The 25,212-nt window shown below is 71.1% G+C and carries 21 protein-coding genes and 1 pseudogene; 10 read left to right on the plus strand and 12 right to left on the minus strand.

Translation table 11 applies throughout. From position 1 onward, the window contains the following. Nucleotides 1-44: 44 nt before the first annotated feature. The 7 genes from ACFWHU_RS01015 to ACFWHU_RS01045 all read right to left on the minus strand — a co-directional run bounded on the left by ACFWHU_RS01015 (nt 45) and on the right by ACFWHU_RS01045 (nt 7,216). A complete protein-coding gene (locus ACFWHU_RS01015) occupies nt 45-830 on the minus strand; it encodes an ABC transporter ATP-binding protein (protein WP_385799107.1) in 786 nt (261 codons plus the stop codon). Beyond that, entirely contained in the window at nt 823-1,761 is a 939-nt protein-coding gene (locus ACFWHU_RS01020) for an ABC transporter permease (RefSeq protein ID WP_385799105.1), read from the minus strand. The genes ACFWHU_RS01015 and ACFWHU_RS01020 overlap by 8 nt, the downstream gene beginning before the upstream one ends. A gap of 99 nt (nt 1,762-1,860) precedes the next feature. Continuing rightward, on the minus strand, nt 1,861-2,733 hold the full coding sequence (locus ACFWHU_RS01025; RefSeq protein ID WP_387223936.1) for a glycosyltransferase family 2 protein: 873 nt from the start codon (nt 2,731-2,733) through the stop codon (nt 1,861-1,863). A 5-nt stretch (nt 2,734-2,738) separates the two neighbouring features. Further along, complete coding sequence (locus ACFWHU_RS01030; RefSeq protein ID WP_385799103.1) at nt 2,739-3,518, minus strand: CDP-alcohol phosphatidyltransferase family protein; 780 nt, start codon at nt 3,516-3,518, stop codon at nt 2,739-2,741. Further along, nucleotides 3,496-4,557 carry an iron-containing alcohol dehydrogenase family protein gene (locus tag ACFWHU_RS01035; RefSeq protein WP_387222973.1) on the minus strand — a complete coding sequence of 354 codons (1,062 nt, stop codon included), beginning with the start codon at nt 4,555-4,557 and terminating at the stop codon, nt 3,496-3,498. Before ACFWHU_RS01035 ends, ACFWHU_RS01030 begins: the two co-directional genes overlap by 23 nt. Then, nucleotides 4,545-5,282 (minus strand): sugar phosphate nucleotidyltransferase, encoded by a 738-nt coding sequence (locus ACFWHU_RS01040; protein WP_387222976.1) that lies wholly within the window; start codon nt 5,280-5,282, stop codon nt 4,545-4,547. The genes ACFWHU_RS01035 and ACFWHU_RS01040 overlap by 13 nt, the downstream gene beginning before the upstream one ends. Next, nucleotides 5,279-7,216, minus strand: coding sequence for a DUF5941 domain-containing protein (locus ACFWHU_RS01045; protein ID WP_387223938.1), 1,938 nt, complete (start codon nt 7,214-7,216; stop codon nt 5,279-5,281). The genes ACFWHU_RS01040 and ACFWHU_RS01045 overlap by 4 nt, the downstream gene beginning before the upstream one ends. Nucleotides 7,217-7,559: 343 nt before the next feature. Here ACFWHU_RS01045 and galE point away from each other — a divergent pair, with 343 nt between their 5' ends. From galE to idi, 4 genes and pseudogenes are all read left to right on the plus strand, one after another. Next, a complete protein-coding gene (gene galE, locus ACFWHU_RS01050; protein ID WP_385799097.1) occupies nt 7,560-8,543 on the plus strand; it encodes a UDP-glucose 4-epimerase GalE in 984 nt (327 codons plus the stop codon). Between the two features lie 147 nt (nt 8,544-8,690). After that, nucleotides 8,691-9,632, plus strand: a complete 942-nt coding sequence (locus ACFWHU_RS01055; RefSeq protein WP_385799095.1) for a cation diffusion facilitator family transporter — start codon at nt 8,691-8,693, stop codon at nt 9,630-9,632. Nucleotides 9,633-9,859: 227 nt separating this feature from the next. Continuing rightward, nucleotides 9,860-10,630: pseudogene (locus ACFWHU_RS01060) on the plus strand (class I SAM-dependent methyltransferase); the annotation flags it as partial. 214 nt (nt 10,631-10,844) lie between these two features. Further along, nucleotides 10,845-11,438, plus strand: coding sequence for an isopentenyl-diphosphate Delta-isomerase (gene idi, locus ACFWHU_RS01065; protein WP_385799093.1), 594 nt, complete (start codon nt 10,845-10,847; stop codon nt 11,436-11,438). Here idi and ACFWHU_RS01070 read toward each other — a convergent pair. Next, a complete protein-coding gene (locus ACFWHU_RS01070; protein WP_385799119.1) occupies nt 11,413-11,943 on the minus strand; it encodes an ATP-binding protein in 531 nt (176 codons plus the stop codon). The genes idi and ACFWHU_RS01070 overlap by 26 nt on opposite strands. Nucleotides 11,944-12,180: 237 nt before the next feature. Here ACFWHU_RS01070 and ACFWHU_RS01075 point away from each other — a divergent pair, with 237 nt between their 5' ends. The 4 genes from ACFWHU_RS01075 (at nt 12,181) to ACFWHU_RS01090 (ending at nt 16,673) form a co-directional block, all read left to right on the plus strand. Further along, complete coding sequence (locus ACFWHU_RS01075; protein ID WP_385799091.1) at nt 12,181-12,948, plus strand: enoyl-CoA hydratase/isomerase family protein; 768 nt, start codon at nt 12,181-12,183, stop codon at nt 12,946-12,948. Between the two features lie 119 nt (nt 12,949-13,067). Further along, entirely contained in the window at nt 13,068-13,931 is an 864-nt protein-coding gene (locus ACFWHU_RS01080) for a hypothetical protein (RefSeq protein WP_387222981.1), read from the plus strand. A gap of 82 nt (nt 13,932-14,013) precedes the next feature. Then, a complete protein-coding gene (locus tag ACFWHU_RS01085; protein WP_385799087.1) occupies nt 14,014-14,145 on the plus strand; it encodes an LPFR motif small protein in 132 nt (43 codons plus the stop codon). 116 nt (nt 14,146-14,261) lie between these two features. Then, a complete protein-coding gene (locus tag ACFWHU_RS01090; protein WP_387222983.1) occupies nt 14,262-16,673 on the plus strand; it encodes a Tex family protein in 2,412 nt (803 codons plus the stop codon). A gap of 532 nt (nt 16,674-17,205) precedes the next feature. On the opposite strand, the gene ACFWHU_RS01095 is transcribed toward ACFWHU_RS01090, so the two are convergent. Both ACFWHU_RS01095 and ACFWHU_RS01100 read right to left on the minus strand, forming a co-directional pair. Further along, the gene (locus tag ACFWHU_RS01095; RefSeq protein ID WP_385799083.1) at nt 17,206-18,849 is read right to left on the minus strand and encodes an ABC-F family ATP-binding cassette domain-containing protein; all 1,644 of its coding nucleotides are present in this window, start codon (nt 18,847-18,849) and stop codon (nt 17,206-17,208) included. Nucleotides 18,850-18,904: 55 nt separating this feature from the next. Beyond that, the gene (locus ACFWHU_RS01100) at nt 18,905-19,576 is read right to left on the minus strand and encodes a TrmH family RNA methyltransferase (RefSeq protein WP_387222987.1); all 672 of its coding nucleotides are present in this window, start codon (nt 19,574-19,576) and stop codon (nt 18,905-18,907) included. Here ACFWHU_RS01100 and ACFWHU_RS01105 point away from each other — a divergent pair. Further along, a complete protein-coding gene (locus tag ACFWHU_RS01105; RefSeq protein WP_385799080.1) occupies nt 19,575-20,525 on the plus strand; it encodes an FAD-dependent oxidoreductase in 951 nt (316 codons plus the stop codon). The genes ACFWHU_RS01100 and ACFWHU_RS01105 overlap by 2 nt on opposite strands. Before the next feature lie 43 nt (nt 20,526-20,568). On the opposite strand, the gene ACFWHU_RS01110 is transcribed toward ACFWHU_RS01105, so the two are convergent. Both ACFWHU_RS01110 and ACFWHU_RS01115 read right to left on the minus strand, forming a co-directional pair. Continuing rightward, nucleotides 20,569-22,308 carry a BCCT family transporter gene (locus ACFWHU_RS01110; RefSeq protein ID WP_387222989.1) on the minus strand — a complete coding sequence of 580 codons (1,740 nt, stop codon included), beginning with the start codon at nt 22,306-22,308 and terminating at the stop codon, nt 20,569-20,571. Nucleotides 22,309-22,447: 139 nt separating this feature from the next. After that, nucleotides 22,448-23,746, minus strand: coding sequence for a M14 family metallocarboxypeptidase (locus ACFWHU_RS01115; RefSeq protein ID WP_385799076.1), 1,299 nt, complete (start codon nt 23,744-23,746; stop codon nt 22,448-22,450). 336 nt (nt 23,747-24,082) lie between these two features. Here ACFWHU_RS01115 and ACFWHU_RS01120 point away from each other — a divergent pair, with 336 nt between their 5' ends. Beyond that, nucleotides 24,083-25,123, plus strand: coding sequence for a LacI family DNA-binding transcriptional regulator (locus tag ACFWHU_RS01120; protein WP_385799074.1), 1,041 nt, complete (start codon nt 24,083-24,085; stop codon nt 25,121-25,123). Nucleotides 25,124-25,212: the final 89 nt, after the last annotated feature.

The raw sequence follows: 25,212 nt of genomic DNA on the forward strand, positions 1-25,212 counted from the left end.
CGAGGCGGTACGTGTCGGGTGCTCGAACTCCCTTGGGGATCCGGCTACTTGCCGGTCTCCTTCTCGTACGCCTTGAGCACCTCGTCCGTCGGGCCGTCCATCAGGAGCTCGCCCCTCTCCAGCCACAGCACCCGGTCGCAGGTGTCCCTGATCGACTTGTTGCTGTGACTGACCAGGAAGACGGTGCCCGCCTCCTTGCGCAGCTCGCGGATCCGCGCCTCGGAGCGGATCTGGAACTTGCGGTCACCGGTGGCCAGCGCCTCGTCGATCATGAGGACGTCGTGGTCCTTGGCCGCCGCGATGGAGAAGCGGAGCCGGGCGGCCATACCGGAGGAGTACGTACGCATCGGCAGGGTGATGAAGTCGCCCTTCTCGTTGATGCCGGAGAAGTCGACGATGGACTGGTAGCGATCACGTACCTGCTCGCGCGTCATTCCCATGGCCAGACCGCCCAGGATGACGTTGCGCTCGCCGGTGAGATCGTTCATCAGCGCGGCGTTGACACCGAGCAGCGAGGGCTGACCGTCGGTGAACACCTTGCCGTGCTCCGTGGGCAGCAGCCCCGCGATGGCGCGCAGCAGGGTCGACTTCCCGGAGCCGTTGGTACCGATCAGACCGATCGCCTCACCGCGGTACGCGGTGAAGGTGACCCCCCTGACGGCGTGGACCTTACGGACTCCGCGCGACTCGCCCTTCTCGCGCCTGAGTATGCGGCTCAGCGCCGCGGTCGCGCTGCCCTTGCCACCGCCGCCGCCGTTGACGCGGTACACGATGTGCACGTCGTCGGCGATGACGGTGGGGACGCGTCCCTGCTTGTCGAGGTCAGCCACGGCCGTATCGTTCCTCAGCCTTCCAGAAGTACACAAAGCCCGCGATGCCGACGAGCAGCGACCAGGCGAGACCCGAGGCCCACACGTGCTGGGGCAGGTTCTCGGAGCCGTAACCGTCGATCAGCGCGAAGCGGATGAGGTCCATGTAGATGGCGGCGGGGTTGTACTGGAGTACGTCGACGATCCAGCTCGGCCAGTTCGGCTTGTTGGCGAGCATCAGCGGGATGGAGAACATCACGCCCGACGCGTACATCCAGGTCCGCATGATGAACGGCATGAGCTGGGCGAGGTCGGGCGTCTTGCTGCCCAGCCGCGCCATGATCAGCGCCAGACCGGTGTTGAAGAAGAACTGGAGCACCAGCACCGGCAGTACCAGCAGCCAGGACAGGCCCGGCAGGCTCCCGAAGGCGACCACCACGGTCAGCAGCACGATCATGGAGAACATCAGCTGCTGGAGCTGCTGGAGCGCGAAGGAGATGGGCAGCGAGGCGCGCGGGAAGTGCAGGGCGCGCACCAGCCCGAGGTTGCCCGAGATCGACTTCACGCCCGCCATCACGGACGTCTGTGTGAAGGCGAACACGAACACGCCCGTCACCAGGAACGGGATGTAGACGCGGATCTCCATCCCGCGGCCGGCGTTCAGGATCAGCCCGAAGATCAGGAAGTAGACGAAGGCGTTGAGAAGTGGGGTCGCCACCTGCCAGAGCTGACCGAGTTTCGCCTGGCTGTACTGGGCCGTGAGCTTCGCCTGGGAGAAGGCGAAGATGAAGTGGCGCCGGCCCCACAGCTTGCGGATGTACTCGGCCAGTCCCGGACGGGCACCGCTCACCGACAGGCCGTACTTGGCGGCCAGTTCGGTCGAGGACAGACCGTCGTCGGGTGACGGCGGGGCGCTCATGGCGATCGCGCCGTCATGGGTTGTGTCACTCACAAGTTGAAACTTTCGTGTTCAAGATGCGCAGCCGGTCGGGCACAGACGTGGACAGCCGGGGCCCGGAGGTAAACCCCGATGCTCTCAGAGCCGAGCCTGTCAGATGACAGGCGGTCGGCCCAGTCGGGTCAGCCGCCACACCGTACGCCACTTCATGGGCCTGCGTGGACCGCAGGGAGTCGTCCAGCCTTCCCGGAAACCACCGAACCATGCCTTCAGCGCGGGAACGGTCGGACGGCGGGCGAGGGTGAGCAGGATCCAGACGCCGAGATAGACGGGTACGACGGGCGCGGGCAGGTTGCGGCGCGCCAGCCAGACCCGGTTACGGGCCACCATGCGGTGGTAGACCGCGTGCCGCGACGGCGGCATCGTGGGGTGGAAGAGGACCATGTCGGAGCGGTAGTCGATCATCCAGCCCGCGTCCAGCGCCCGCCAGGCGAGGTCGGTCTCCTCGTGCGCGTAGAAGAAGTCGCCGGGCAGGGCGCCGACCTCGGCGATGACCTTCGTACGGACGGCGTTGGCGCCGCCCAGGAAGGTCGTCACGCGGGACGACCGCAGGGGGTCGGAGGCGCGCAGCCGGGGGACGTGGCGGCGCTGTGTGAGACCGGTCTCGGGGTCGGCGATCCGGAAGCTGACGATGCCGAGGACCGGGTCGGCGGCGAACGCCGCGCGGACCAGCTCGGCGGTGTCGGTGCCGGGCAGCAGCCCGTCGTCGTCGAGGAAGAGCAGGACGTCCACGTCGCCGCCGGAGGGGCCGAAGGCCTCGATGCCGACGTTGCGGCCACCGGGGATGCCGAGGTTCTCGGGCAGCTCGATGGTCCGTACGCCGTCGGGCACGTCGCCGACCGGGGCGCCGTTGCCGACGACGACGACGTCGATCGGGTCGCCGTCCTGCTTGGCGACGGAGTCGATGAGGGCCCGGAGGTCGTCGGGGCGGTTGCCCATGGTGATGATCACCGCGCCGAGCCGCATGTCACTCACCTCAGCCTGCTGGAGGCGAGGATCGACACGAGGTGCAGCAGCGTCTGCACGACGGCGATACCGGCCAGCACGGCGACGCCGAGCCGGGAGAAGAACAGGTCGTCCCGGACCGCGTCCAGGATCGCCAGGAGCAGGATCAGCAGCGACGCCTCGATACCGAGGATGAGGCGGTGGAACTTCAGCGCCCCGGCGGCCCTGCGGGCCAGCGCCATGCCGGACGAGCGCGGCTCGGACGCCGTCTCCTTGACCGGCGGCAGGCCCTGCTGATGACGGGCGACACCGACGAGGTCGGTCTCGGCCTTGATCAGGATCGCGCCGAGGGCGGCGAGGGTGCCGAGGAAGGCCCAGAGCCAGTCGATCCGCCCGGTGCCCCACACGTCGGCGGCGCGCAGTCCGAAGCCGAGCAGCACGGCGGCGTCGCACAGGTACGCGGCGACCCGGTCCATGTAGACGCCGGTCATCGAGTACTGCTTCTTCCAGCGGGCGATCTCGCCGTCGACGCAGTCCAGCAGCAGATAGAGCTGGACCATCACCACACCGAGCACCGCGCCCGTGATGCCGGGCACCAGGAGGGCGGGGGCCGCGAGGACAGCCGCGGCGGTCATCACGTAGGTCACCTGGTTGGGCGTGACCCGCGTGTTCACCAGGTGCCGGTCGATGCGCAGGGAGACCTCGCGCATGTAGAGCCGGCCCCCCCAGTGCTCGCCGCTCCGCCGGTCCTTGACACCCGGGGGGTGAACGACCGGGCGTAGTTCAGCTACCGATGGCTTTTGCATAGTCGACGTAGGCGTCCTTGATCTGGTCCGGGGACAGGTTGAGGTGCTCCAGGATCGTGAAGCGTCCCGGACGGGTCTGCGGTGCGTAATCCACGGCCCGGACGAATTCGTCCAGGCTGAAACCGATCTCGGCCGGCAGCACCGGCAGCCCGTGTCGGCGCAGTACTTCGGCGATGAGCTGGGACTGCGCGTGCGCGCCGCGCAGATGCATCGCGAAGGCGGCGCCCATCCCGACCTGCTCGCCGTGGCTCGCCGCCCTCTTGGGGAAGATCAGATCGAAGGCGTGGCTGATCTCGTGGCAGGCGCCGGACGACGGGCGTGAGTCGCCGCTGATCGACATGGCGATACCCGTGAGGACGAGCGCCTCGGCCAGGACGGTCAGGAACTCGTCGTCGCCGACGGTGCCGGGGTGGCGCAGGACGGCCTCACCGGCGGTACGGCCCATGGCGGCGGCCAGTCCGTCCACGGGCTCGCCGTTGATCGCGTGGGACAGTTCCCAGTCGGCGATGGCGGAGATGTTGGAGAGTGCGTCACCGACGCCGGAGCGGACGAAGCGGTCCGGGGCATCGCGGACGACATCGAGGTCGACGACGATCGCGATGGGGGTCGGGACGCCGTACGAGCCACGGCCGTTGTCGTTGTCCAGGGTGGAGATCGGCGAGCAGATGCCGTCGTGCGAGAGGTTGGTGGCGACGGCCACCATCGGCAGGCCCACGCGGGCCGCCGCGTACTTCGCGACGTCGATGATCTTGCCACCGCCGAGGCCGACGACGGCGTCGTACCGCTTGCCCTTTATGTCGTCGGCGAGCTTGACCGCGCAGTCGATGGTGCCGTCGGCGACCAGGAACCAGTCGGCGTCCGGCAGCACGGGGGCCAGCTTCTCGCGCAGCGCCTGGCCCGAGCCGCCGCTGACCGCGATCGCGAGCTTGCCGGACGCGGAGATCCGCTGGTCGGCGAGGAGACCGGCGAGATCGTCCATGGCGCCGCGCGTGATGTCCACGACGACCGGGGACGGGATGAGTCGGGTCAGTACTGGCACGCGATGACACGGCCCTTCGCGAGGTCGTCGTGGTTGTCGATCTCCACCCAGGGGACGTCGCCGATGGGGGCGACGTCGATGGTGAAGCCTCTGTTCACGAGTTCCTGGTAGCCGTCCTCGTAGTAGAGGTCGGGGTCGCGCTCGAAGGTGGTCCTGAGGGCGTCGGCGAGTTCGTCGGCGGCCTCGGGCTCGATGAGGGTGACGCCGATGTACTCGCCGGTGGCGGTGGCGGGGTCCATCAGCTTCGTGATGTGCCGCACGCCCTTGTCCGCATCGGTGATGACCTTCATCTCCTCGTCGGCGAGCCGCTTCACCGCGTCCAGCGCGAGGATGATCTTCCGGCCCTCGCCGCGGGCGGCGAGCAGCGTGCGCTCGACGGAGACGGGGTGGACGGTGTCGCCGTTGGCGAGGATCACACCGCGCTTGATGACGTCACGCGCGCACCACAGGGAGTAGGCGTTGTTCCACTCCTCGGCCTTGTCGTTGTCGACGAGCGTGAGGCTGAGGCCGTACTTCGCCTCCAGCGCCTCCTTGCGCTCGTACACGGCCTCCTTGCGGTAGCCGACGACGATCGCGGCCTCGGTGAGCCCGATCTCCGCGAAGTTGCCGAGAGTCAGGTCGAGGACGGTCGTGTCGCCGTCCACGGGCACGAGGGCCTTGGGGAGCGTGTCGGTGTAGGGGCGCAGGCGCCTGCCGGCACCGGCTGCCAGTACGAGGCCGATCATGCGGTTTCTCCTTCGTCGTGTACGGCGGGGGCTCCGGAGGACACCCAGAACCGGATGGACTCCGTGAGCGCGATCACGGCGACGACGACGGTGAGCAGCGTCAGTTCCAGCGGGAGGTCGAATTCGGCCGTGGAGAAGGCGGCGAGTACGGCGACGAGCAGCGTTCGGCCCTCGTGTCCGCCGAGTGACCGGACCAGCCCACGGGGCGGGGCTCCGGCGCCGCCACGGATGCGGTACACCGTGTCGTAGTGATGGTAGGCGACGGCAGCGACCAGCCCGAAAGCCGCGGGCAGGGCGCCGGGGACGTCGGCCCGGGCGGCGAAGAGCAGGACGGTGCTGTACTCGGTGGCCCGGAAGACCGGCGGGATGAGCCAGTCGAGCGCGCCGCCCATGCGGTGGGCGACGGCGATGCCCGAGGTCACGACGTACACCAGGGCGCCGAGGACGAGCACGGGGCTGTCGAGCGGGCCGAAGGCGGCCATGGAGACGGCGGCGGCGCCGCCCGCGACGGCGATCAGGAGGGGCAGTACGCCGGGCAGCGCGCGGGCCGGGCGCCGCGTCACGCGGGCGACCAGTTCGGCGAGCGGTCCCGTGTCGGCGAGGTCGGCGAGCGCCTGCGCGGCCCGGTCGGTACGGACGGCCTTGCGGGTCACCGAGCGCAGGACGCGGCCTGCGGTGGTGTAGCAGGCGGCGAAGGCGCAGCCGACGAGGAGCGCGTAGAAGACGATCCTGGGGGTGGTCACGGCGGTGAGGACGGCGATCATCGCCCAGCGCTCGCCGATCGGCAGGACGATCATCCGGCGTACCCAGACGGTCCAGCCGACGCTGTCGAGCCTGCTGGAGAGGGCGGTGGTGGGGGTGCCGACGACGGCCTTGCCCTCTTTGCCCTCTGCGGAGGCGGCTGTCGCGGCGGTGGAGTCGTAGTTCGCCTCGTTGAAGGAGAAGTCAACGACGTGCCGGACGGTCTGGAGCACCATCGCGGCGAGCGCGAGTGCCCATACGTCGTCGCCGCCCCGGGCCGCGCCGATCGCGAGTCCGGCGTAGTACGCGTACTCCTTGGCCCGGTCGAAGGTCGCGTCCAGCCAGGCGCCCATCGTCGAGTACTGCAACGAGTAGCGGGCGAGCTGTCCGTCGGTGCAGTCGAGCACGAAGGAGAAGAGCAGCAGCAGTCCGGCCGCGACGTAGCCGCCGCGGGTTCCGGTGGCCGCGCAGCCCGCCGCGATCAGCGCGGTGAACAGGGACGCGGTGGTGACCTGGTTGGGGGTCAGTCCGCGCCGGGCGCACCAGCGGGCGATGTAGCGGGAGTAGGGGCTGATGCAGTAGGTCGTGAAGAAGCCGTCGCGGGCCTTCACGGCGGAGCGCAGGCGTACGGCCTCGTCGTCGACGGCCGCGACGGCGGCGAGCGCCTGTTCACGGTCGGCCGGTGTGTCCGGGACGCCGGCGACGAGGGAGCCGAGTTCCGGGTGCTGTACGGGGGTGCCGTCGGCCTCGACGGCGGCGGCCACCCGGTCGGCGAGCGGGAGTTCGGGGGCGGTGTGGGTGACCGGCTGCTCGGCCTCCGTCACGACGCCGGCGCCACCGGTCCTGACGGCGGGGGCGTCGGCCGCGGTGCCCGTACGGTCGGCGGCCGTGCCGTTCGTCACGGTGGTCAGCGCCGCAGACAGCGCGGCACGCGCCTCGGGCTGTGCGGTCAGCGCGCCGGTGACGGCCGCCGCCGGGAAGCGGGGATCGGTCAACGCCAGCCGCAGCGCGTGGAGATGACCGACGAAACGCTGATCGACGAGGGCGACGCGGTCGGCGGCGGGCGCCGAGGCGAGCAGGCTCAGCGCCGTGGCCGCGTCGGGCGCGGTGCGCACGTCGAATCCCAGCGACCGCAGATCGCCTTCGAGCGGCGATCCGGGTACCGGCGTACCGGTGAGGATGGCGGTCGACAGACGAATTCACTCCTTGACACTGACAGGGCGGACGCGCGGCGGCTGTGCCCGGCATCCGGGTCGGCGGCACGTCGGCAGAGGCTATCGGATGAACGGAAGACCGAGTTCACTGCCCGTTCACGCGCAGGACGCCATGAGCCGGGCCAATTCCGACCCGCCGGGAGATCATCATTGTCGATCGGTGCCCCGCCTCACAAACCGTGGCCGCCAGGGACCCGTAGGGGTCCCGTAAGACATATCCGACTCCACACGGTCTGCACCGTCGATGCCGCGACCGGCAGGTGAACGTCCGGTAACCGTACGACAGCCGGGGCGGCCCGGCGGCAGGCTCTAAGGTGACGGCATGACTTGGCTGATCACAGGTGGAGCGGGGTACATCGGGGCGCATGTGGCGCTGTCCATGACCGGGGCGGGAGAGCGGGTCGTCGTCCTCGACGACGTCTCGTCCGGAGTCCCGGACCGGCTGCCCGCCGAAATCCCCCTGGTGCGCGGCTCGTTGCTCGACCGGGAGGTCGTCGACCGGGCGCTGGCCGACCACGAGGTGACCGGTGTGGTGCATCTCGCGGCCAAGAAGCAGGTCGGTGAGTCGGTCGAGCGGCCGCTCGCCTACTACCGGGAGAACGTGCACGGCCTCACGGTGCTGCTGGAGGCCGTGGTCGACGCCGGGGTCGAGCGGTTCCTGTTCTCGTCGTCGGCGGCCGTGTACGGCGTGCCGGATGTGGAGCTGATCACGGAGAAGACCCCGGCCGTGCCGATCAATCCGTACGGCGAGACGAAGCTCACGGGCGAGTGGCTGGTACGCGCCACGGGCCGTGCGCACTCGCTGTCCACCGCGTGTCTGCGTTACTTCAACGTGGCGGGGGCGGCGCGGCCCGATCTGGCGGACACCGGGGTGTTCAACATCATCCCGATGTTCTTCGACCGCATCTCCCGCGGTGAGCCGATGCGGATCTTCGGCGACGACTATCCGACACCGGACGGCACCTGCGTACGGGACTACATCCATGTCACGGATCTCGCCGACGCCCATCTGGCGGTGGCCCGGCGGCTGGCCGAGCTGGAGACGCCCGGGGACCTGACGTACAACATCGGGCGCGGCGAAGGCGTGTCGGTGCGCGAGCTGGCGGATCTGGTGGCCGAGGTCACGGGTCACACGGTCCCGCCGGTGGTCGAGTCCCGCCGGCCGGGCGACGCGGCGAAGGCCGTCGCGTCGGTCGAGTCGATCACCGCGGACCTGGGCTGGACGGCGCGGCACGGGGTACGCGAGATGGTCGAATCGGCGTGGGAGGGATGGCGGCTGCGCCATCCGGAGCCGACCGCGGACTGACCCGTGAACGATCTTGTCACTTCGCTGACCTGCGACCATTCCCGCAGGTCAGAGGGAATGACAACGGTGTTCAGTGCCGTGTTGCCCGATACCCCCCACCCGTAGTTCACTGGCCGCATCGGCTCGAACGATCCGGGAGGCATCCGCATGGGGGCAGGGCACGATCACGGGCACACGCACGGCGGCGCGCCGCCGCCGGGGACCGCCACGGCCGCCTACAAGGGACGGCTGCGGATCGCGCTGGGGATCACCCTGTCGGTGATGGTCATGGAGATCATCGGCGGCATCGCGTCCGACTCCCTGGCCCTGATCGCCGACGCCGCGCACATGGCGACGGACGCGGTCGGTCTCGCCCTGGCGCTGCTCGCCGTCCACTTCGCCAACCGGCCGTCGACGGGCAACCGCACGTTCGGCCTCGCCCGTGCCGAGATCCTGGCCGCGCTCGCCAACTGTCTGCTGCTGCTCGGTGTCGGCGGCTTCCTGCTCTTCGAGGCGGTCGAGCGCTTCATCACCCCCGCCGACACCAAGGGCGGGCTCACGATCATCTTCGCGGCCGTCGGCATGGTCGCCAATCTGATCTCGCTCTCCCTGCTGATGCGCGGGCAGAAGGAGAGCCTCAATGTGCGCGGGGCGTATCTGGAGGTGCTGGCCGACACACTCGGCTCGGTCGCCGTCCTGATCTCGGCGACGGTCATCCTGACCACCGGCTGGCAGGCGGCCGACCCCATCGCGTCCCTGGTGATCGGCCTGATGATCGTCCCGAGGACGGTGAAGCTGCTGCGCGAGACGCTGAACGTACTGCTGGAGGCCGCCCCGAAGGGCGTGGACATGGCCGAGGTCAGGGCGCACATGGTGGCGCTCCCCGGGGTGGCGGACGTGCACGACCTGCACGCCTGGACGATCACCTCGGGCATGCCGGTGCTCTCGGCGCACGTGGTGGTGGAGCAGTCGGTGCTGAACAGCGTCGGGCACGAGAAGATGCTCCACGATCTCCAGGGCTGCCTCGGCAGCCACTTCGACGTGGAGCACTGCACCTTCCAGCTGGAGCCGGTGGGGCACGCCGAGCACGAGGCGAATCTCTGCCACTGAGGCGGGGCGGTAATCCGCTGGGAGCGTTCGCGGGGCGCTGTTAGAGTCCCGGCCGGAGACGTCGATGTCTCCCCGGAAACGTGAGAGGAGCTGAGGTTGATGACCGTCGCAGTGGAGGTCGCCATGCGCGGCACACGGTCCTTCCCCAGCATCCGGGCTGCCGGCTGACCGGTCGCACCACACCGGTCCCGCGTCGGCCGGAGCCCCTCACACAGAGGATTCTCACGTTGTCCGACAACGACGTACAGCACTCGCACGACGAATCGTCCGATGCCGAGCTGCACGACGCCTTCTTCGCCCTGCACCACGGTCTGCCCCGGCAGGGGCCGGGCTCCGACACCACCACCCGGCGGCTGCTGTCCTTCGCGGGGCCGCTGCCGTCCCGTCCGCGCGCGCTCGACCTGGGCTGCGGCCCCGGCCGGGTCTCGCTCCTGCTGGCCGCCGAGGCCGGCGCGCAGGTGACCGCCGTCGATCTGCACGAACCGTTCCTGGACGAGCTGCGGCACAGCGCCGCGGCCCGCGGGCTCGGTGGATCGATCAGCACCGTCACGGCGGACATGGCCGAACTCCCCTACCCGGACGGGTCGTTCGACCTGCTGTGGGCGGAGAGCTCGATCTACGGCATCGGTTTCGACAACGGCCTGGCCCGTTGGCGGCGGCTGCTGGCACCCGGCGGCACGCTGGTCGTCACCGAGTGCGAGTGGACGGCGGCCGAGCCGAGCGCCGAGGCGCGTGCCTTCTGGGACGAGCAGTACCCGCTCCGTACGACCGGGGAGAACTCGGCCGCGGCCGTCGCCGCCGGATACGCCGTGCTGGAGGTGTATCCGCAGCCGGAGAGCGACTGGGACGAGTACTACGGGCCGCTCGGCGAGCGGGCCGGCTCCGCCGACCCGCAGGTGCCCGGTATGGCGCGGGCTCTGGCCCTGACGCGCGCGGAGATCGCGATGCGCCGCGAGCACGGAGCGGAGTACGGGTACACCGGCTACGTACTGCGGCCGGACCGGGCGCCGGTGGAGTAGCGGCTCCCGTCCCTGCGGCACCCGTCCCGGCGGGAGCCCGGACGCAACACCGGAAGTGACACCGGACGGAACACGCGTGTCCGCCCCCGCGGAGAGCACACCGCGGGGGCGGACATGCCCGTTTCCCGGAAGTGCGGACAACACGCTCTTGTACGGCAGACTTGGGGGCCGAGGACCGAAGCGAAGGATGGCTATGCCGACCACACCTGTCACTGCGGCGAGCAGCTCGCCGAACGGCGTACAAGAATCGATCATGCTGGAGCTGGTCGACGAGGACGGCAACACCATCGGCACGGCCGAGAAGCTCGCGGCACATCAGGCACCGGGTCAGCTGCACCGGGCGTTCTCCGTCTTCCTCTTCGACGAGCAGGGCAGGCTGCTGATCCAGCGCCGCGCGCTCGGCAAGTACCACTCCCCCGGCGTCTGGTCGAACACCTGCTGCGGCCACCCGTATCCGGGCGAGGCGCCCTTCGCCGCCGCCGCGCGCCGTACGTACGAAGAGCTCGGCGTCTCGCCCACGCTGCTCGCCGAGGCGGGGACGGTCCGCTACAACCACCCGGACCCGGAGTCCGGGCTGGTCGAGCAGGAGTACAACCACCTCTTCGTGGGGCTCGCGCAGGCGACGCTGCGGCCGGACCCGGCGGAGATCGGTGACACGGCCTTCGTCACACCGGCGGAGCTTGCCGAGCGGCACCGGTCGGCTCCGTTCTCCGCCTGGTTCATGACGGTGCTGGACGCGGCGCGCCCGGCGTTCAGGGAGCTCACGGGGCCGGCCGGGGGCTGGTAGCGCTCTCCCGGACCTCCTGGACTTCCCGGATCTCCCGGGCCGGCACCACCGCGGCGTCGGGCGTCAGCGGGAGCAGCGCCCAGACGATCTTCCCGCCGCTCGCCGTGTGCTCGACGTCGCAGGTGCCGCCCGCCTCCAGGGTGATCTCCCGTACGAGCAGCAGACCGCGCCCGCCGGTCTGCCCGTAGTCCCGCTCCAGCGCCTTCGGCCGGTACGGGTGGTTGTCCTCCACCGAGACCCGGATCCAGTCGGCGGCGATGGCGACCTCCACCGCGATCTCGGGCGACAGCAGGGCCGCGTGCCGTACGGCATTGGTCACCAGCTCCGAGACGATCAGCAGCAGCCCGTGCACGATCTCCTCGGATGCGGGAGCGCCCTGGCGCTCCAGCAGGTCGCGTACGGCGCGCCGCGCCTGCGGCACGGAGATCTCGATCGAGGGGGCCGTGAACCGCCAGACACCCTCGTACGGAAGCGGTCTGGCCGGGTCACTCCCGAGGCTCTCCACCACCGCGCACCCACCCTCGGTTCCGCAGCGCTCCGAGCGCGCTGTTCTTCGGATCCAAAGTCTTGGGAACAAGACCGTACGGACCGCCTCACTGAACAGAAGTCAGCGCCTATCGACGGATTGTTTCCGCGTACGTTCGGCCGTGTCGGACGGATGACCGGACATGGCGCTTTCCTGGCCTCTTCTTTCCGGCCCTCCGCGATCACGGGCTCGTCCCGCCCCGATAGCATCCGGCGCATGGAGCCCACCGAGACCGCGACGCCACGCCTGGTCAGCGCCGTGGCCGACGGGGTCGCCACCGTGACCGTCACGCATCCCGCCAAGCGCAACGCGCTCACGGCGGACATGTGGCGGGCGCTGCCCGATGTGCTGGCCCGGATGGCGACGGATCCCGCCGTACGGGCCCTGGTGCTCACCGGCGCCGGTGACTCCTTCAGCGCGGGCGCCGACATCGGGGCGCTGCGCGAGCCCGGTGACGCGATACAGGATCTCAGCGTGCGGGCCGAGGAGGCCCTGGCGGCCTTCCCCAAGCCGACGCTGGCCGCAGTACGCGGCTACTGCGTGGGCGGCGGCGCCCAGTTGGCTGTCGCCTGCGATCTGCGGTTCGCGGAGGAGGGCGCGCGGTTCGGGGTCACGCCGGCGAAGCTCGGTGTCGTCTACCGCTCGTCGTCGACCCGGCGGCTGGTCTCGCTGGTCGGCCCGTCGACCGCCAAGTACCTGCTGTTCTCCGGGGAGTTGATCGAGACCGGGCGGGCGCTGCGGACCGGTCTGGTGGACGAGGTGCTCGCCCCGGGCCAACTGGGCAAGCGGGTGGCCGAGTTCACCCGGGTGCTTGCCGCCCGTTCACAGCTGACGCAGGCGGCGGCGAAGGAGTACGCGACGGGCCGCGAGGACCGGGACGCGTACTGGGACGAGCAGGCACGCGGCAGCGGGGACCGCGCGGAGGGCGTGGCGGCGTTCCTGGAGCGCAGGACGCCGCGCTTCGAATGGACGGTCCGGGACTGAGGCGGCGGGCGCCGCCCTCCAGGTCCTGTCCGGCGGACGCCGGACGCCGGTCGGGCTTGACGGCCCGTCCCGCGCCCCTGGGGTTCCCGGCGTACCGACCAGTCGGTAACGTACCGGGCATGACGACTCTCGCCCCGCGCGCCGGACGCCGCTGTCACAACTCCGTCAATCCGCTCCACTCGACGGTCTACTTCTCCCCGGACCTCGAAAAGGAGCTCGCCGGAGAGGGCATCGACGACCCGAGGGCCGCGTACTTCGCCGGGCGCGGCGCCGCGATGGGCGCGGTCGGGCCCGGCGTGATCGCCGCCGCCTTCTACAACTTCAGCTACGACCTCGTCGCCCGGCACGTCCCCGCCGTCTGGCGCGTCGCCTCGCCCGAGACCGTCCTCGACGCCCGGCTGCGCGCCGTGGACTCCACCCTGCGGCGCGTCCTCGGTGAGGAGGCCGTCACGTCCGACGAGATGGCCGAGGCCGCCCGGCTCGCGCTGCGCGCCACCGAGGCGTGCACCCGGCACGCCCGCCCGCTCTACGCCGCGCACGCCGACCTGCCGGTGCCCGAGCAGCCGCACCTGGCCTACTGGCACGCGGCGACACTGCTGCGCGAGCACCGCGGCGACGGCCATCTCGCCGCGCTGCTCTCCGCCGGGCTCGACCCGGTCGAAGCGCTCGTCAGCCACACGGCGACCGGCAAGGGCATGTCGCCGCGCTGGGTGCTCGGCACTAGGGGCTGGCACCGTACGGACTGGGACGCCGCGGCCGGCCGGCTGCGGGAGCGCGGGCTGCTCGACGGGGCGGGCGAGCTGACCGAAGCCGGGACCGCGCTCCGCGCCGAGCTGGAGGAGCACACGGACCGGCTCGACAGCGCCCCGTACGAGCACCTGGGCGCCGAAGGGGTGGAGCGGCTGACCGAGCTGGCACGCGGATTCCTCATGGCCGCGGCCGGGGCCGGCGCCTTCCCGGACGATCTCATCGGGAAGGGCTGACGTTTGCCGGGCGGCTGAGCGGCAAGCCGGAGAGTGTGGGTCCGCAAGGGAAGGCCCGCACGTCTACCAGGAGGTTTACCTCATGCGTGCCATCGCAGATGCACTTCGCGCCGTCGGTGGCGCCATCGCCACCGTGGTCACGCTGCCGTTCCGGCTCGTCGCCAAGCTGTTCGGCGGTGCCTCGCGCGGCGGTGGCCGCGCCCGCCGCGCCTGACCCGTCCGCACCACGCCACGACGTCCCCGATCGAGAGGGCGCGCGACACGGCACCCGGCCACCCGGCACAATGCAGGCACAAGCACAGCCAGCACGAGAGCCGAGTCGGGGAGAACGTGACGACGTCCATCGAAGGCAGGATCGCCGAGGAACTCGGCGTACGCGAGCGGCAGGTGAAGGCGGCCGTCGAGCTGCTGGACGGCGGATCGACCGTGCCGTTCATCGCTCGCTACCGCAAGGAAGCGACCGAGATGCTCGACGACGCGCAACTGCGCACGCTCGAGGAGCGGCTGCGCTACCTGCGTGAACTCGAAGAGCGCCGGGCGGCGATCCTGGAGTCCGTACGGGAACAGGGCAAGCTGGACGAGGCTCTGGAGGCACGGATCCGGGCCGCCGACACCAAGTCGCGGCTCGAGGACATCTATCTGCCGTTCAAGCCCAAGCGGCGTACGAAGGCGCAGATCGCCCGCGAGGCCGGGCTCGAACCACTCGCCTCGGGCCTGCTCGACGATCCGTCGGTGGAGCCCCTCACCGCGGCGGCGGCGTTCGTCGACACCGACAAGGGTGTCGCCGACGCCGCCGCCGCGTTGGACGGCGCCCGTGCCATCCTCACCGAGCGCTTCTCCGAGGACGCCGACCTCATCGGTGAGCTGAGGGAGCGCATGTGGACGCGCGGCCGGCTCACGGCGAAGGTCCGCGAGGGCAAGGGCAACGCCACCGAGGGACCCGCCGCCAAGTTCGCGGACTACTTCGACTTCGCCGAGGCCTTCACCGCGCTCCCCTCGCACCGCATGCTCGCGCTCTTCCGGGGCGAGAAGGAAGAGGTCCTGGACCTCAGCCTGGAGCCGGAGTCGGACGACGCCGAGGCACTGCCGGGCCCCAGCGGCTACGAGAACATGGTCGCCCGTCGCTTCGGCGTCGCCGACCGCGGCCGGCCCGGCGACAAGTGGCTCGGCGACACGGTCCGTTGGGCCTGGCGCACCCGGATCCTCGTCCACCTCGGTATCGACCTGCGCCTTCGGCTGCGCACGGGCGCCGAGGACGAGGCGGTACGGGTCTTCGCGTCGAACCTGCGCGATCTGCTGCTGGCCGCGCCCGCGGGCACCCGCGCCACGCTCGGGCTCGACCCCGGCTTCCGTTCGGGCGTCAAGGTCGCCGTGGTCGACGCGACGGGCAAGGTCGTCGGCATCGACACGATCTATCCGCACGTCCCGGCGAACAAGTGGGACGAGTCCCTGGCGAAGCTCGCGCGGCTCTGCGCCGAGCACTCCGTCGACCTGATCGCCATCGGCAACGGCACGGCGTCCCGCGAGACGGACAAGCTGGCGACCGAACTGATCGCGAAACACCCGGAGTTGAAGCTCACGAAGGTGATGGTCTCGGAGGCGGGCGCCTCCGTGTACTCCGCCTCCGCGTTCGCCTCCCAGGAACTGCCCGACCTCGATGTGTCGATCCGCGGCGCCGTCTCGATCGCCCGGCGCCTCCAGGACCCGCTCGCCGAGCTGGTGAAGATCGACCCCAAGTCCATCGGTGTCGGCCAGTACCAGCACGACCTGTCCGAGGTGAAGCTCTCCCGCTCGCTCGACGCGGTCGTGGAGGACTGTGTGAACGGCGTCGGTGTCGACGTCAACACCGCGTCCGCGCCGCTGCTTTCGCGGGTGTCCGGCATCGGCGCCGGTCTCGCCGAGAACATCGTCTCCCACCGCGACTCCAACGGGCCGTTCCGCTCACGGCGGGCGCTGAAGGACGTGGCGCGGCTGGGGCCGAAGGCGTACGAGCAGTGCGCGGGCTTCCTGCGTATCCGGGACGGTGACGATCCGCTGGACGCGTCGTCCGTCCACCCGGAGGCGTATCCGGTGGTCCGCGCGATGGTGAAGACGACGGGCAGCGAGGTCGCGGCGCTGATGGGCAACGCGGGGGCACTGCGCTCGCTGCGCGCCGCCGACTACGTGAGCGACGCGTTCGGGCTGCCGACCGTCACGGACATCCTGCGCGAGCTGGAGAAGCCGGGGCGGGACCCGCGGCCCGCGTTCAAGACGGCGACGTTCAAGGACGGTGTCGAGAAGATCGGCGATCTCGCCGCCGGGATGGTGCTGGAGGGCGTGGTCACGAACGTCGCGGCGTTCGGGGCGTTCGTGGACGTCGGCGTCCATCAGGACGGTCTGGTGCACGTGTCCGCGATGTCGAAGACATTCGTGAAGGACCCGCGCGATGTCGTGAAGCCGGGTGATGTGGTGAAGGTGAAGGTGCGGGAGGTCGACATCCCGCGGAAGCGGATCTCGCTGACGCTGCGGCTGGACGACGACGCGGAGAGCGGCGGCGCGGCTTCCGGCGGTGGCGACCGGGCCCCGCAGCAGCGGCGCGGCGCCGGCGGTGGCGGCGGCGGTAGGCAGCGCGGGTCGGGCGGTGGTGACCGGGGCGGTGACCGCGGCGCGAAGCGGCAGGCGCCGTCGAAGCAGCAGTCGAAGCCGGCACCGGCGAACAGCGCGATGGCCGACGCACTGCGCAGGGCGGGGCTCGGCGGCTGAGCGGCGGGCGCCGGTCGGACACATCGAACCGGCGCCGTCGCCCGGGGCCTGTCGTTCGGATCAGGCCGGATCAGGGAGCGCCCGCCGCGCCGGCGGCTGATGTCCGCGTTGGTGCGTGCGAGCGCAAGGCGGAGCGTTGGCGACCGACGACAACGCGGCGGGCGTGCGTGCCAGGGACAGCGAGCCCGGCAAGATCCACACGCCAGGCCCTAGACGACAGACGATGCCCCGGCGGTACGGCGCGGCGCTCGGAGCGCGTCCGTCCCGGAGGGACGAACCGGTCACCGGGCCAGCGCCGTCGCCGCGCGGCAGACGGGGCTGATGCCCCGGCGGTACGGCACGAGGCCCGCCCCGCACGGGCGGCTACTCGACCGGGCCGCACGGCGCTCGGAGAGCGCCTGTCCCGGACGGACGAACCCGTCAGCGGACCGGCGCCGTCGTCCCGCGGCCGACGAGGGCGGTGCCCCGCCCACGACCCGGCCGCGGCCGCTCCGGTCCCGAAGGACCAACCGGTCACCGGGCCGGAGGGGCCTCAGGCCTCCGTCACCTTGCCCGCCGCGACCTCGATCCGTCGTCCCGTCCGGACGGACCCCAGCATCCGGCGGTCGTGGGTGACCAGCAGCAGCGTGCCCTCGTACGAGTCGAGGGCCGACTCCAGTTGCTCGATCGCCGCCAGGTCGAGATGGTTCGTCGGCTCGTCCAGGACCAGCAGGTTCACTCCCCGGCCCTGGAGCAGCGCGAGGGCCGCGCGCGTGCGTTCGCCCGGGGAGAGCGTCGTCGCCGGGCGCAGCACGTGCGCCGCCTTGAGACCGAACTTGGCCAGCAGGGTGCGGACTTCGGCCGGCTCCGTGTCCGGTACGGCCGCGCAGAACGCCTCCAGCAGCGTCTCCGTACCGTGGAACAGCGCGCGGGCCTGGTCGACCTCGCCGACCACGACACCCGAGCCGAGCGAGGCCGCTCCCGCGTCGGGTGACAGCCTTCCCAGCAGGAGCGCCAGCAGGGTGGACTTGCCCGCGCCGTTCGCGCCGGTGATGGCGACCCGGTCCGCCCAGTCGATCTGGAGCGAGGCGGGCCCGAAGTGGAAGTCGCCGCGCCGGACCTCGGCGGCGTTGAGCGTCGCGACGACCGATCCGGAGCGCGGGGCCGACGCGATCTCCATCTGGAGTTCCCACTCCTTGCGGGGCTCGTCCACGGCCTCGGCGTCCAGGCGTTCGATCAGGCGCTGGGTCTGGCGGGCCTTCGCGGCCTGCTTCTCCGTGGACTCCGAGCGGAACTTACGGCCGATCTTGTCGTTGTCCGTGGCCTTGCGGCGCGCGTTCTTGACGCCCTTGTCCATCCAGGAGCGCTGCGTCTGGGCCCGGCCCTGGAGGGCCGAGCGCTTGTCGGCGTACTCGTCGTACTCCTCGCGGGCGTGCAGCCGGGCCCGCTCGCGCTCTTCCAGATACGCCGTGTAGCCGCCGCCGAAGAGGTTGACCTGCTGCTGGGCGAGGTCGAGTTCCAGGACCTTGGTGACGGTGCGGGTGAGGAATTCGCGGTCGTGGCTGACGAGGACGGTGCCGGCGCGCAGGCCCGTGACGAAGGATTCGAGACGTTCGAGTCCGTCGAGGTCGAGGTCGTTCGTCGGCTCGTCCAGGAGGAAGACGTCGTAACGGGAGAGCAGCAGGGACGCGAGGCCGGCGCGGGCGGCCTCGCCGCCGGAGAGCGCCGTCATCGGCTGGTCGAGGCCGACGGTCAGACCGAGGGACGCGGCCACCTCCTCGGCGCGCTCGTCGAGGTCGGCGCCGCCGAGACCCAGCCAGCGCTCCAGGCCCACGGCGTACGCGTCGTCGGCGCCGGGCGCGCCGTCGACGAGCGCCTGGGTGGCCGCGTCGAGGGTGGCCTGGGCGTCGGTGACGCCCGTACGCCGGGCGAGGAAGTCCCGTACGGATTCGCCGGGGTGGCGCTCGGGCTCCTGCGGGAGGTGGCCCACGGTGGCGGTGGGCGGGGAGAGGCTCAGCGCCCCGTCCTCGGGAGTGTCGAGCCCGGCGAGCAGCCGGAGCAGGGTCGACTTCCCGGCTCCGTTGACCCCGACGAGCCCGATCACGTCGCCGGGCGCGACGACGAGGTCGAGCCCGGCGAAGAGTGAGCGGTCGCCGTGTCCTGCGGCGAGATTCTTGGCGACGAGAGTGGCAGTCATCAGACCGTCGATTCTAGGGTGCGGATCGGGAGCGGTTACGCGTGGGAACCGAGGGTCACAGCAGGCCGGCCAGTCTGTAGAGGGCCAGGCTGCCTGCGACGGCGACGTTGAGGCTGGCGCCGGTGCCGATCATGGGGATCTCCACGCAGGTGTCCAGCAGGTCGAGTGCTTCGGGCGGGATGCCGTGCTGTTCGTGGCCGAGCACCATCACGGTGCGTTGCCGGGCGGCGGGCAGGTCCGCCAGGCGTACGGCCTCGTCCGCGAGTTCGACCCCGACGACCCGCGCGCCCCGCTCACGCTGCTTGGCGAGCCAGCCGAGCGGATCGCCCGTCCAGTGGACGCACAGGGGTCTGCGCAGGGTGTTGCCGCGCGCCAGTGCCTCCGGGACCCAGGGGAACCGCGGGAGGGCGAGGCACGCGCCTACGGCGTCGCAGGTGCGGGCGAGGGTGCCGAGGTTGGCTCCGTGCAGGGGCCACAGCGGCGCCGCGTAGAGGTGGTCCCAGCAGGAGTGCGCGCGGGGGCGGCGGCTGCGGCGCAGTTCGGCGGGGGTACGGGGGCGGATCGCGGTCATCGCCGCGAGGCCGCCGGCCTCCGGGGCTCTGAAGTCATGTGGTTCAAGTCGTACGGCGATTCGCGGCTCGCCGGGGCCATCGTCGGTTGGATCGAGGATCGCCGCCGAAGCGGTGGGATGTCCACCGGATTCCGCCTCGGCTACCGTCCCGGACATGAGTGACACGGTGATCGTCGTCGGTGGCGGGGTCGTCGGGCTGACGAGCGCGGTCGTGCTCGCCGAGCGGGGGCGGCGGGTACGGGTGTGGTCGCGGGAGCCCGCGGCGCGGACCACGTCGGCGGTGGCGGGCGCGCTGTTCTGGCCGTACCGGATCGAGCCCGCCGAGCTGGTCGGCCCGTGGTCCCTGCGGTCGTTGCGTGAGTACGCCGCGCTGGCGCGCGATCCGGAGAGGACCGGTGTACGCGTCGTGCCGGGCCTGATGACCGACACCGCCCTCGCGGGCGTGGGGAGTTGGGCGAGCGAGCTGCCGGAGCTGCGGGAGGCGCGCGGCGAGGAGCTGCCCGACGGGTGCGGTCAGGCGCTGCGCGCCCGGCTGCCGCTGATCGACATGCCCGCGCATCTGCGGTACTTGGAGGGGCGGCTGCGCGCCGCCGGCGGGAGCGTGGAGCTGCGTACGGTCGGCGGCTTCGAGGAGGCGGCGGCCGAGGCGCCGGTCGTGCTCAACTGCTCGGGGCTCGGCGCCCGCGAGCTGGTGCCCGACGCGTCGGTGTTTCCGGTGCGTGGGCAGCTCGTGGTGGTCGAGAACCCGGGGATCGACGAGTGGTTCGTGTCGGCGGGCGGGGACGCCGCCGGTACGACTTATCTGTTCCCGCAGCCGTACGGGCTGGTGCTCGGCGGGACCGCCGACGAGCACGTGTGGGACCCGCTGCCCGACCCGGGGACCGCCGCCGCCATCGTCGAGCGGTGCGCCGCGCTGCGTCCGGAGCTGCGGGGCGCGCGGGTCCTCGCGCACCGGGTGGGGCTGCGTCCCGCGCGGCCCCGGGTGCGGATGGAGGCGGTCCGGCTGCCGGGCGGAGCGAGGCTGGTGCACAACTACGGCCACGGCGGCGCGGGCGTCACCGTGGCCTGGGGCTGCGCGGAGGAGGCCGCCCGGCTCGCGGGATGAACCCGCGGGGGCCGGGCGGCCTCCGTACGCGTGGGGAGCCGGGTCAGCGTGGCGCCGACGTCTCCGGGGTGTTCCCGGCCGGCTCGTCGTCGGGCGTCGGGCCGATCCGGATCTCGAAGTCGCCGTCGTACTGCTCATGGCCGGCGATGACCGCCGACTCGACGACCTCGACGCCCCGCTCGCTGCGGACGATCAGCGGGTCGCTGCGCAGGTCGCGCATGAGGGCCACACACATGCCGATCATGACGAGCGCGAAGGGCGCGGCGACGAGGATCGTCATGTTCTGCAGTCCCTTGAGCGCGTCCTCCTCGCCGTCGCCGACGAGCAGCATCACCGCGGCGACGGCGCCGGTCACCACACCCCAGAAGACGATCACGTACTTGTTGGGTTCGAAGTGGCCCTTCTGGGAGAGCGTGCCCATCACGATGGACGCGGCGTCGGCGCCGGAGACGAAGAAGATACCGACGAGGATCATCACCAGCACGCTGGTGACGGTGGCGATCGGGAAGTCCTGGAGCAGCTGGAAGAGCTGGCCCTCGGCCGTCGCCTCCTTGGCGAGCTGGCCCTTGTCCTCCTGGAGCCTGATGGCCGATCCGCCGAAGATGGCGAACCAGATCAGGCTCACGGTGCTCGGTACGAGGATGACGCCGCCAACGAACTGACGGATCGTCCGGCCGCGGCTGATACGGGCGATGAACATGCCGACGAAGGGCGTCCAGCTGATCCACCACGCCCAGTAGAAGACCGTCCAGCTGCCGAGCCATTCGGCGACGCCCCGGCCACTGCTGGCCTCGGTACGGCCGGCCAGTTCGGCGAGGTCGCCGAAGTAGGCCGCGATCGACGTCGGGAGCAGGTCGAGGATGAAGACGGTCGGGCCGAGGATGAACACGAACAGGGCCAGGAACAGCGCCAGCACCATGTTGGTGTTGGACAGCCACTGGATGCCCTTCTCGACACCGGAGACCGCGGAGGCGACGAACGCCAGGGTCAGTACGGCGATGACGGTGACGAGCAGTGCGGTGCTGACGTTGTCCCGCCAGTTCAGTTCGGTGAACCCGCTGCCGATCTGGAGGGCGCCGAGGCCCAGCGAGGCCGCCGAGCCGAAGAGCGTCGCGAAGATCGCGAGGATGTCGATGACTCGGCCGGTGGGTCCGTACGCGTGCTTCTCGCCGAGGAGCGGTACGAAGACCGCGCTGATCGTCTGGCGCCGCTTGCGCCGGAAGGTGCTGTAGGCGATGGCGAGGCCGACCACGGCGTAGATGGCCCAGGGGTGCAGGGTCCAGTGGAACAGTGTGGTGGCCATGGCGGTCTCGGCCGCCGCCGCGGAGTCCTGGGGGTTGGTGCCCGGAGGCGGATCGGTGAAGAAGGTGAGCGGTTCGTTCACGCCGAAGAACATCAGGCCGATGCCCATGCCCGCGCTGAACATCATGGCGACCCAGGACACGGTCCTGAACTCGGGCTTCTCACCCTCCTCACCGAGTGTGATTTTCCCGTAGCGGCTGATCGCCAGCCAGAGGGCGAAGACCACGAAGCCCGATGCCACCAGGACGAAGGCCCAGCCACCGTTGTGGATCAGGCCGGAGAGCATCGAAGTCGACGCGCTCTCCAGGGAATCGGTGGCAGCCACCCCCCAGACCACGAAGGCGAGTGTGAGGACGGCCGTGACACCGAACACCACCCGGTCGGTCTGGGGGCGTTGGGAGTCCTGGGGATGGCCGGGCCCCGCCGTCGTCACCGACGGCGGGCCTCCTTCGGCTCCCGATTTCTGAGCGTCCTGCGACACGGGCTACACCTTTCGGGGTTTCACGGAGCATTGGGTCGGCGCTCCGTTACGCCTTGGACCCGGTCGGCGGATCTTCGCGGGCTGATGCACGACTATCCACCTGACCGGATCTAACACATGTGACTTGCGTCTCTTTCTATCAACAAGTCGCCACCGGTTGTCCAACGGTCAGGTGATAGGTGGCGCGGCCGTCGAGGAGCAGCGGGATCAGTTTGCGCTGGGACTGGCGCAGCGGCACGAAGGCGGTGTCACCGCGTGTGGGCAGGGCCTTCACACCGTGCAACGCCAGTTCGTCCTTCACGTCCGCGTACTGGGCGGCGTCCAGGCGGTAGCCGCAGGGCGGGTTCTCGACGGTGTCCTCGGGAGCCGCGGGCTCGTTGTCGGCGCCTCCGAGGTAGACCGTGCCGCGGTCGAGCAGTCCGGCGGCGCGGGACAGCGCGGTGGCGGCGGCGATCTGTACGCGGCGCTCGTCGGTGTAGCCGAACAGGCCCTTCAGGGAGTCGAGTTGGCTGTCGACCCGGCGGCGGTGGTTCAGCGCGGGATCGTTCTCCTCGGCCTCGGACCTCGGGTCGACCCGGCTCTCGATGAGCAGGCCGACGGAGTGCTTGACGCCGGAGGCGTTGCGCAGGATGCGCTCCTGGCCGTCGCCCGCGGTCTGCTTGATCGGGTCGCCGGTGACGGGATCGGTCCAGATGCCGTACGTACCGATGGAGTGGTCGCCGGCGCGGGCGGCCGGGCGTACGTACGCCTCCGACAGGGTCTGCGCCTCCTTGTGCACCCGCGAGGAGGTGTTGAGGTTGCGCGGCCAGAGGTCGAAGAGGTCCTTGTCGTAGTACGGCGGGGTGGCCCCGTACTCGTGGAGGTCGTAGATGATGTCGGGCTGGCGGTCGCGGGTGAGGGCGGCCATGGCGCGGCCCTCGGCCGTCTTGAGCGCGATGTGGTCGCGGTTGATGTCGACGCCGTCGGAGTTGCCGCGGGTGTCGGCGGCCCTGCCGTCGGGGTTGGCGGTCGGGACGACCAGGACGCTCGTACGGTCCAGGAAACGCTTCGTCGCGCGGTCCTTCGGATAGGCCAGGTCACGGACGGTGGTGAGGCACGCCTCGCGGCCGGACGGCTCGTCACCGTGCTGGCTGCAGATCAGCAGAACGCTGGTCACCGAACGCTTGTTGCCCAGCTCGACGAGGTTGAGCGGGCGGCCCTGCTTGGTGGTGCCGATGGTGCTGACCGCGACCCGGTCGCCGCCGCGGTCGACGGCTGCGAGGAATTCCCGCTCCCGCTCCAGGGAGGTCCACTCGGCGCCGTCGCTCTCTTCGAAGCCGGTCTGCGGCGCTGTGTCGGCGGGGGTGGCCGGGCGGGCGGCGGAGGGAAGTGCGGTGAGGGGGACGACGAGGGCGGCTGCCGCCACCGACAGGACGAGGGTGCGAATCCGGGACGTCATCAGTTGCGGTCTCCGAAGCTCGGCGGGGTGGTCCGACGGACGCATGCCCCGTGAACGGATCTCCATGGGGCGGAAACGTACTCCGGTGAACAACGGTGCGACAGAGGGCTGTCCGCGATCAGCCGTATGCCGGTGGAGGCCCCCCGTACCTGCGGGGACGTGCGAGCGGGACTCTGGGAGCGCTCTCTCGGGTTCCGGGGCAGCGGATACCCTGTACCGGTCCGGCGGCCCGTACGGTCTCCCGTACCGCCGCCGGGTCCCTCCGGACACGCACGTGTCCACCGGCCAGAACAGGGCCGTGCCCACCCGCACGGCCACCGACGAGGAGCGCCCGCCTTGCCCGAGCAGTCACCTGGGTCCCGGCCCACGCTGGAAGCCGTCGCGGCACGTGCCGGCGTCTCCCGGGCCACCGCGTCCCGGGTCGTCAACGGCGGTGCGGGGGTGCGTCAGCCGCTGGTCGACAAGGTGCTCAGGGCCGTCGAGGAACTGGGGTACGTCCCGAACCACGCGGCCCGCACACTGGTCACCCGGCGGACCGGCGCGGTCGCCGTGATCATCGCCGAGCCGGAGATCCGGATCTTCTCCGACCCGTTCTTCTCGCAGCAGATACGCGGCATCAGCAAGGAACTGACCGCCCACGACACCCAGTTGGTACTTCTCCTGCTCGAAGGCCCCGGTGACTTCGGGCGGATCGCCCGGTATCTGGCGGGCGGCCACGTCGACGGCGCCCTCGCCTTCTCGCTGCACATCGACGACCCGCTGCCGGCCATCATCCGCCGGTCGGGAACACCGACGGTGTACGGCGGCCGGCCGAGCTGGACGTCGGCGCCCAGCGATCAGGGTGTGCCGTACGTGGACGCCGACAACCGCGGCGGCGCGCGGGCGGCCGTGCAGTATCTGCGCGACCTCGGGCGCGAGCGCATCGCGCACATCGCGGGCCCGCCCGACCAGACCTCGTCCACGGACCGGCTCGACGGCTACCGCGACGTGCTGCTCGACGCCGACCCGAGCCTGATCACCGAGGGCGAGTTCACGGCGGACAGCGGCGCGCGGGCGATGCGTGAGCTGCTGGACCGGCGCCCGGACCTGGACGCGGTGTTCGCGGCCAACGACCTGATGGCGTCGGGTGCGCTGCGGGTGCTGCGCGAGCGCGGGATCTCGGTGCCCGACGAGGTGGCGCTGGTCGGGTTCGACGACATGGAGTCCGTCGCCGAGGACACCGACCCGCCGCTGACCACGATCCGGCAGGACGTGGAGGGGCAGGGCCGGCTGATGGCGCGGCTGCTGCTGCGCGGACTCGACAAGGACAGCGCGGAGGCGCGGGCACCGGCGTCCGTGATCACGCCGACCACGCTGGTGCGGCGGGCCTCGGCCTGAGGCCGAAGACCCGCCGCGTGTGGGGGGTGGGGCGGTCCTTGATCGCCGGACGGGCCCGCGAATCGAGCCCGTCCGGCGATCGAGGACAG

Origin of the sequence: Streptomyces sp. NPDC060366 (assembly GCF_042725135.1) — a bacterium.
In the GTDB taxonomy this organism is placed as follows: Bacteria; Actinomycetota; Actinomycetes; order Streptomycetales; family Streptomycetaceae; genus Streptomyces.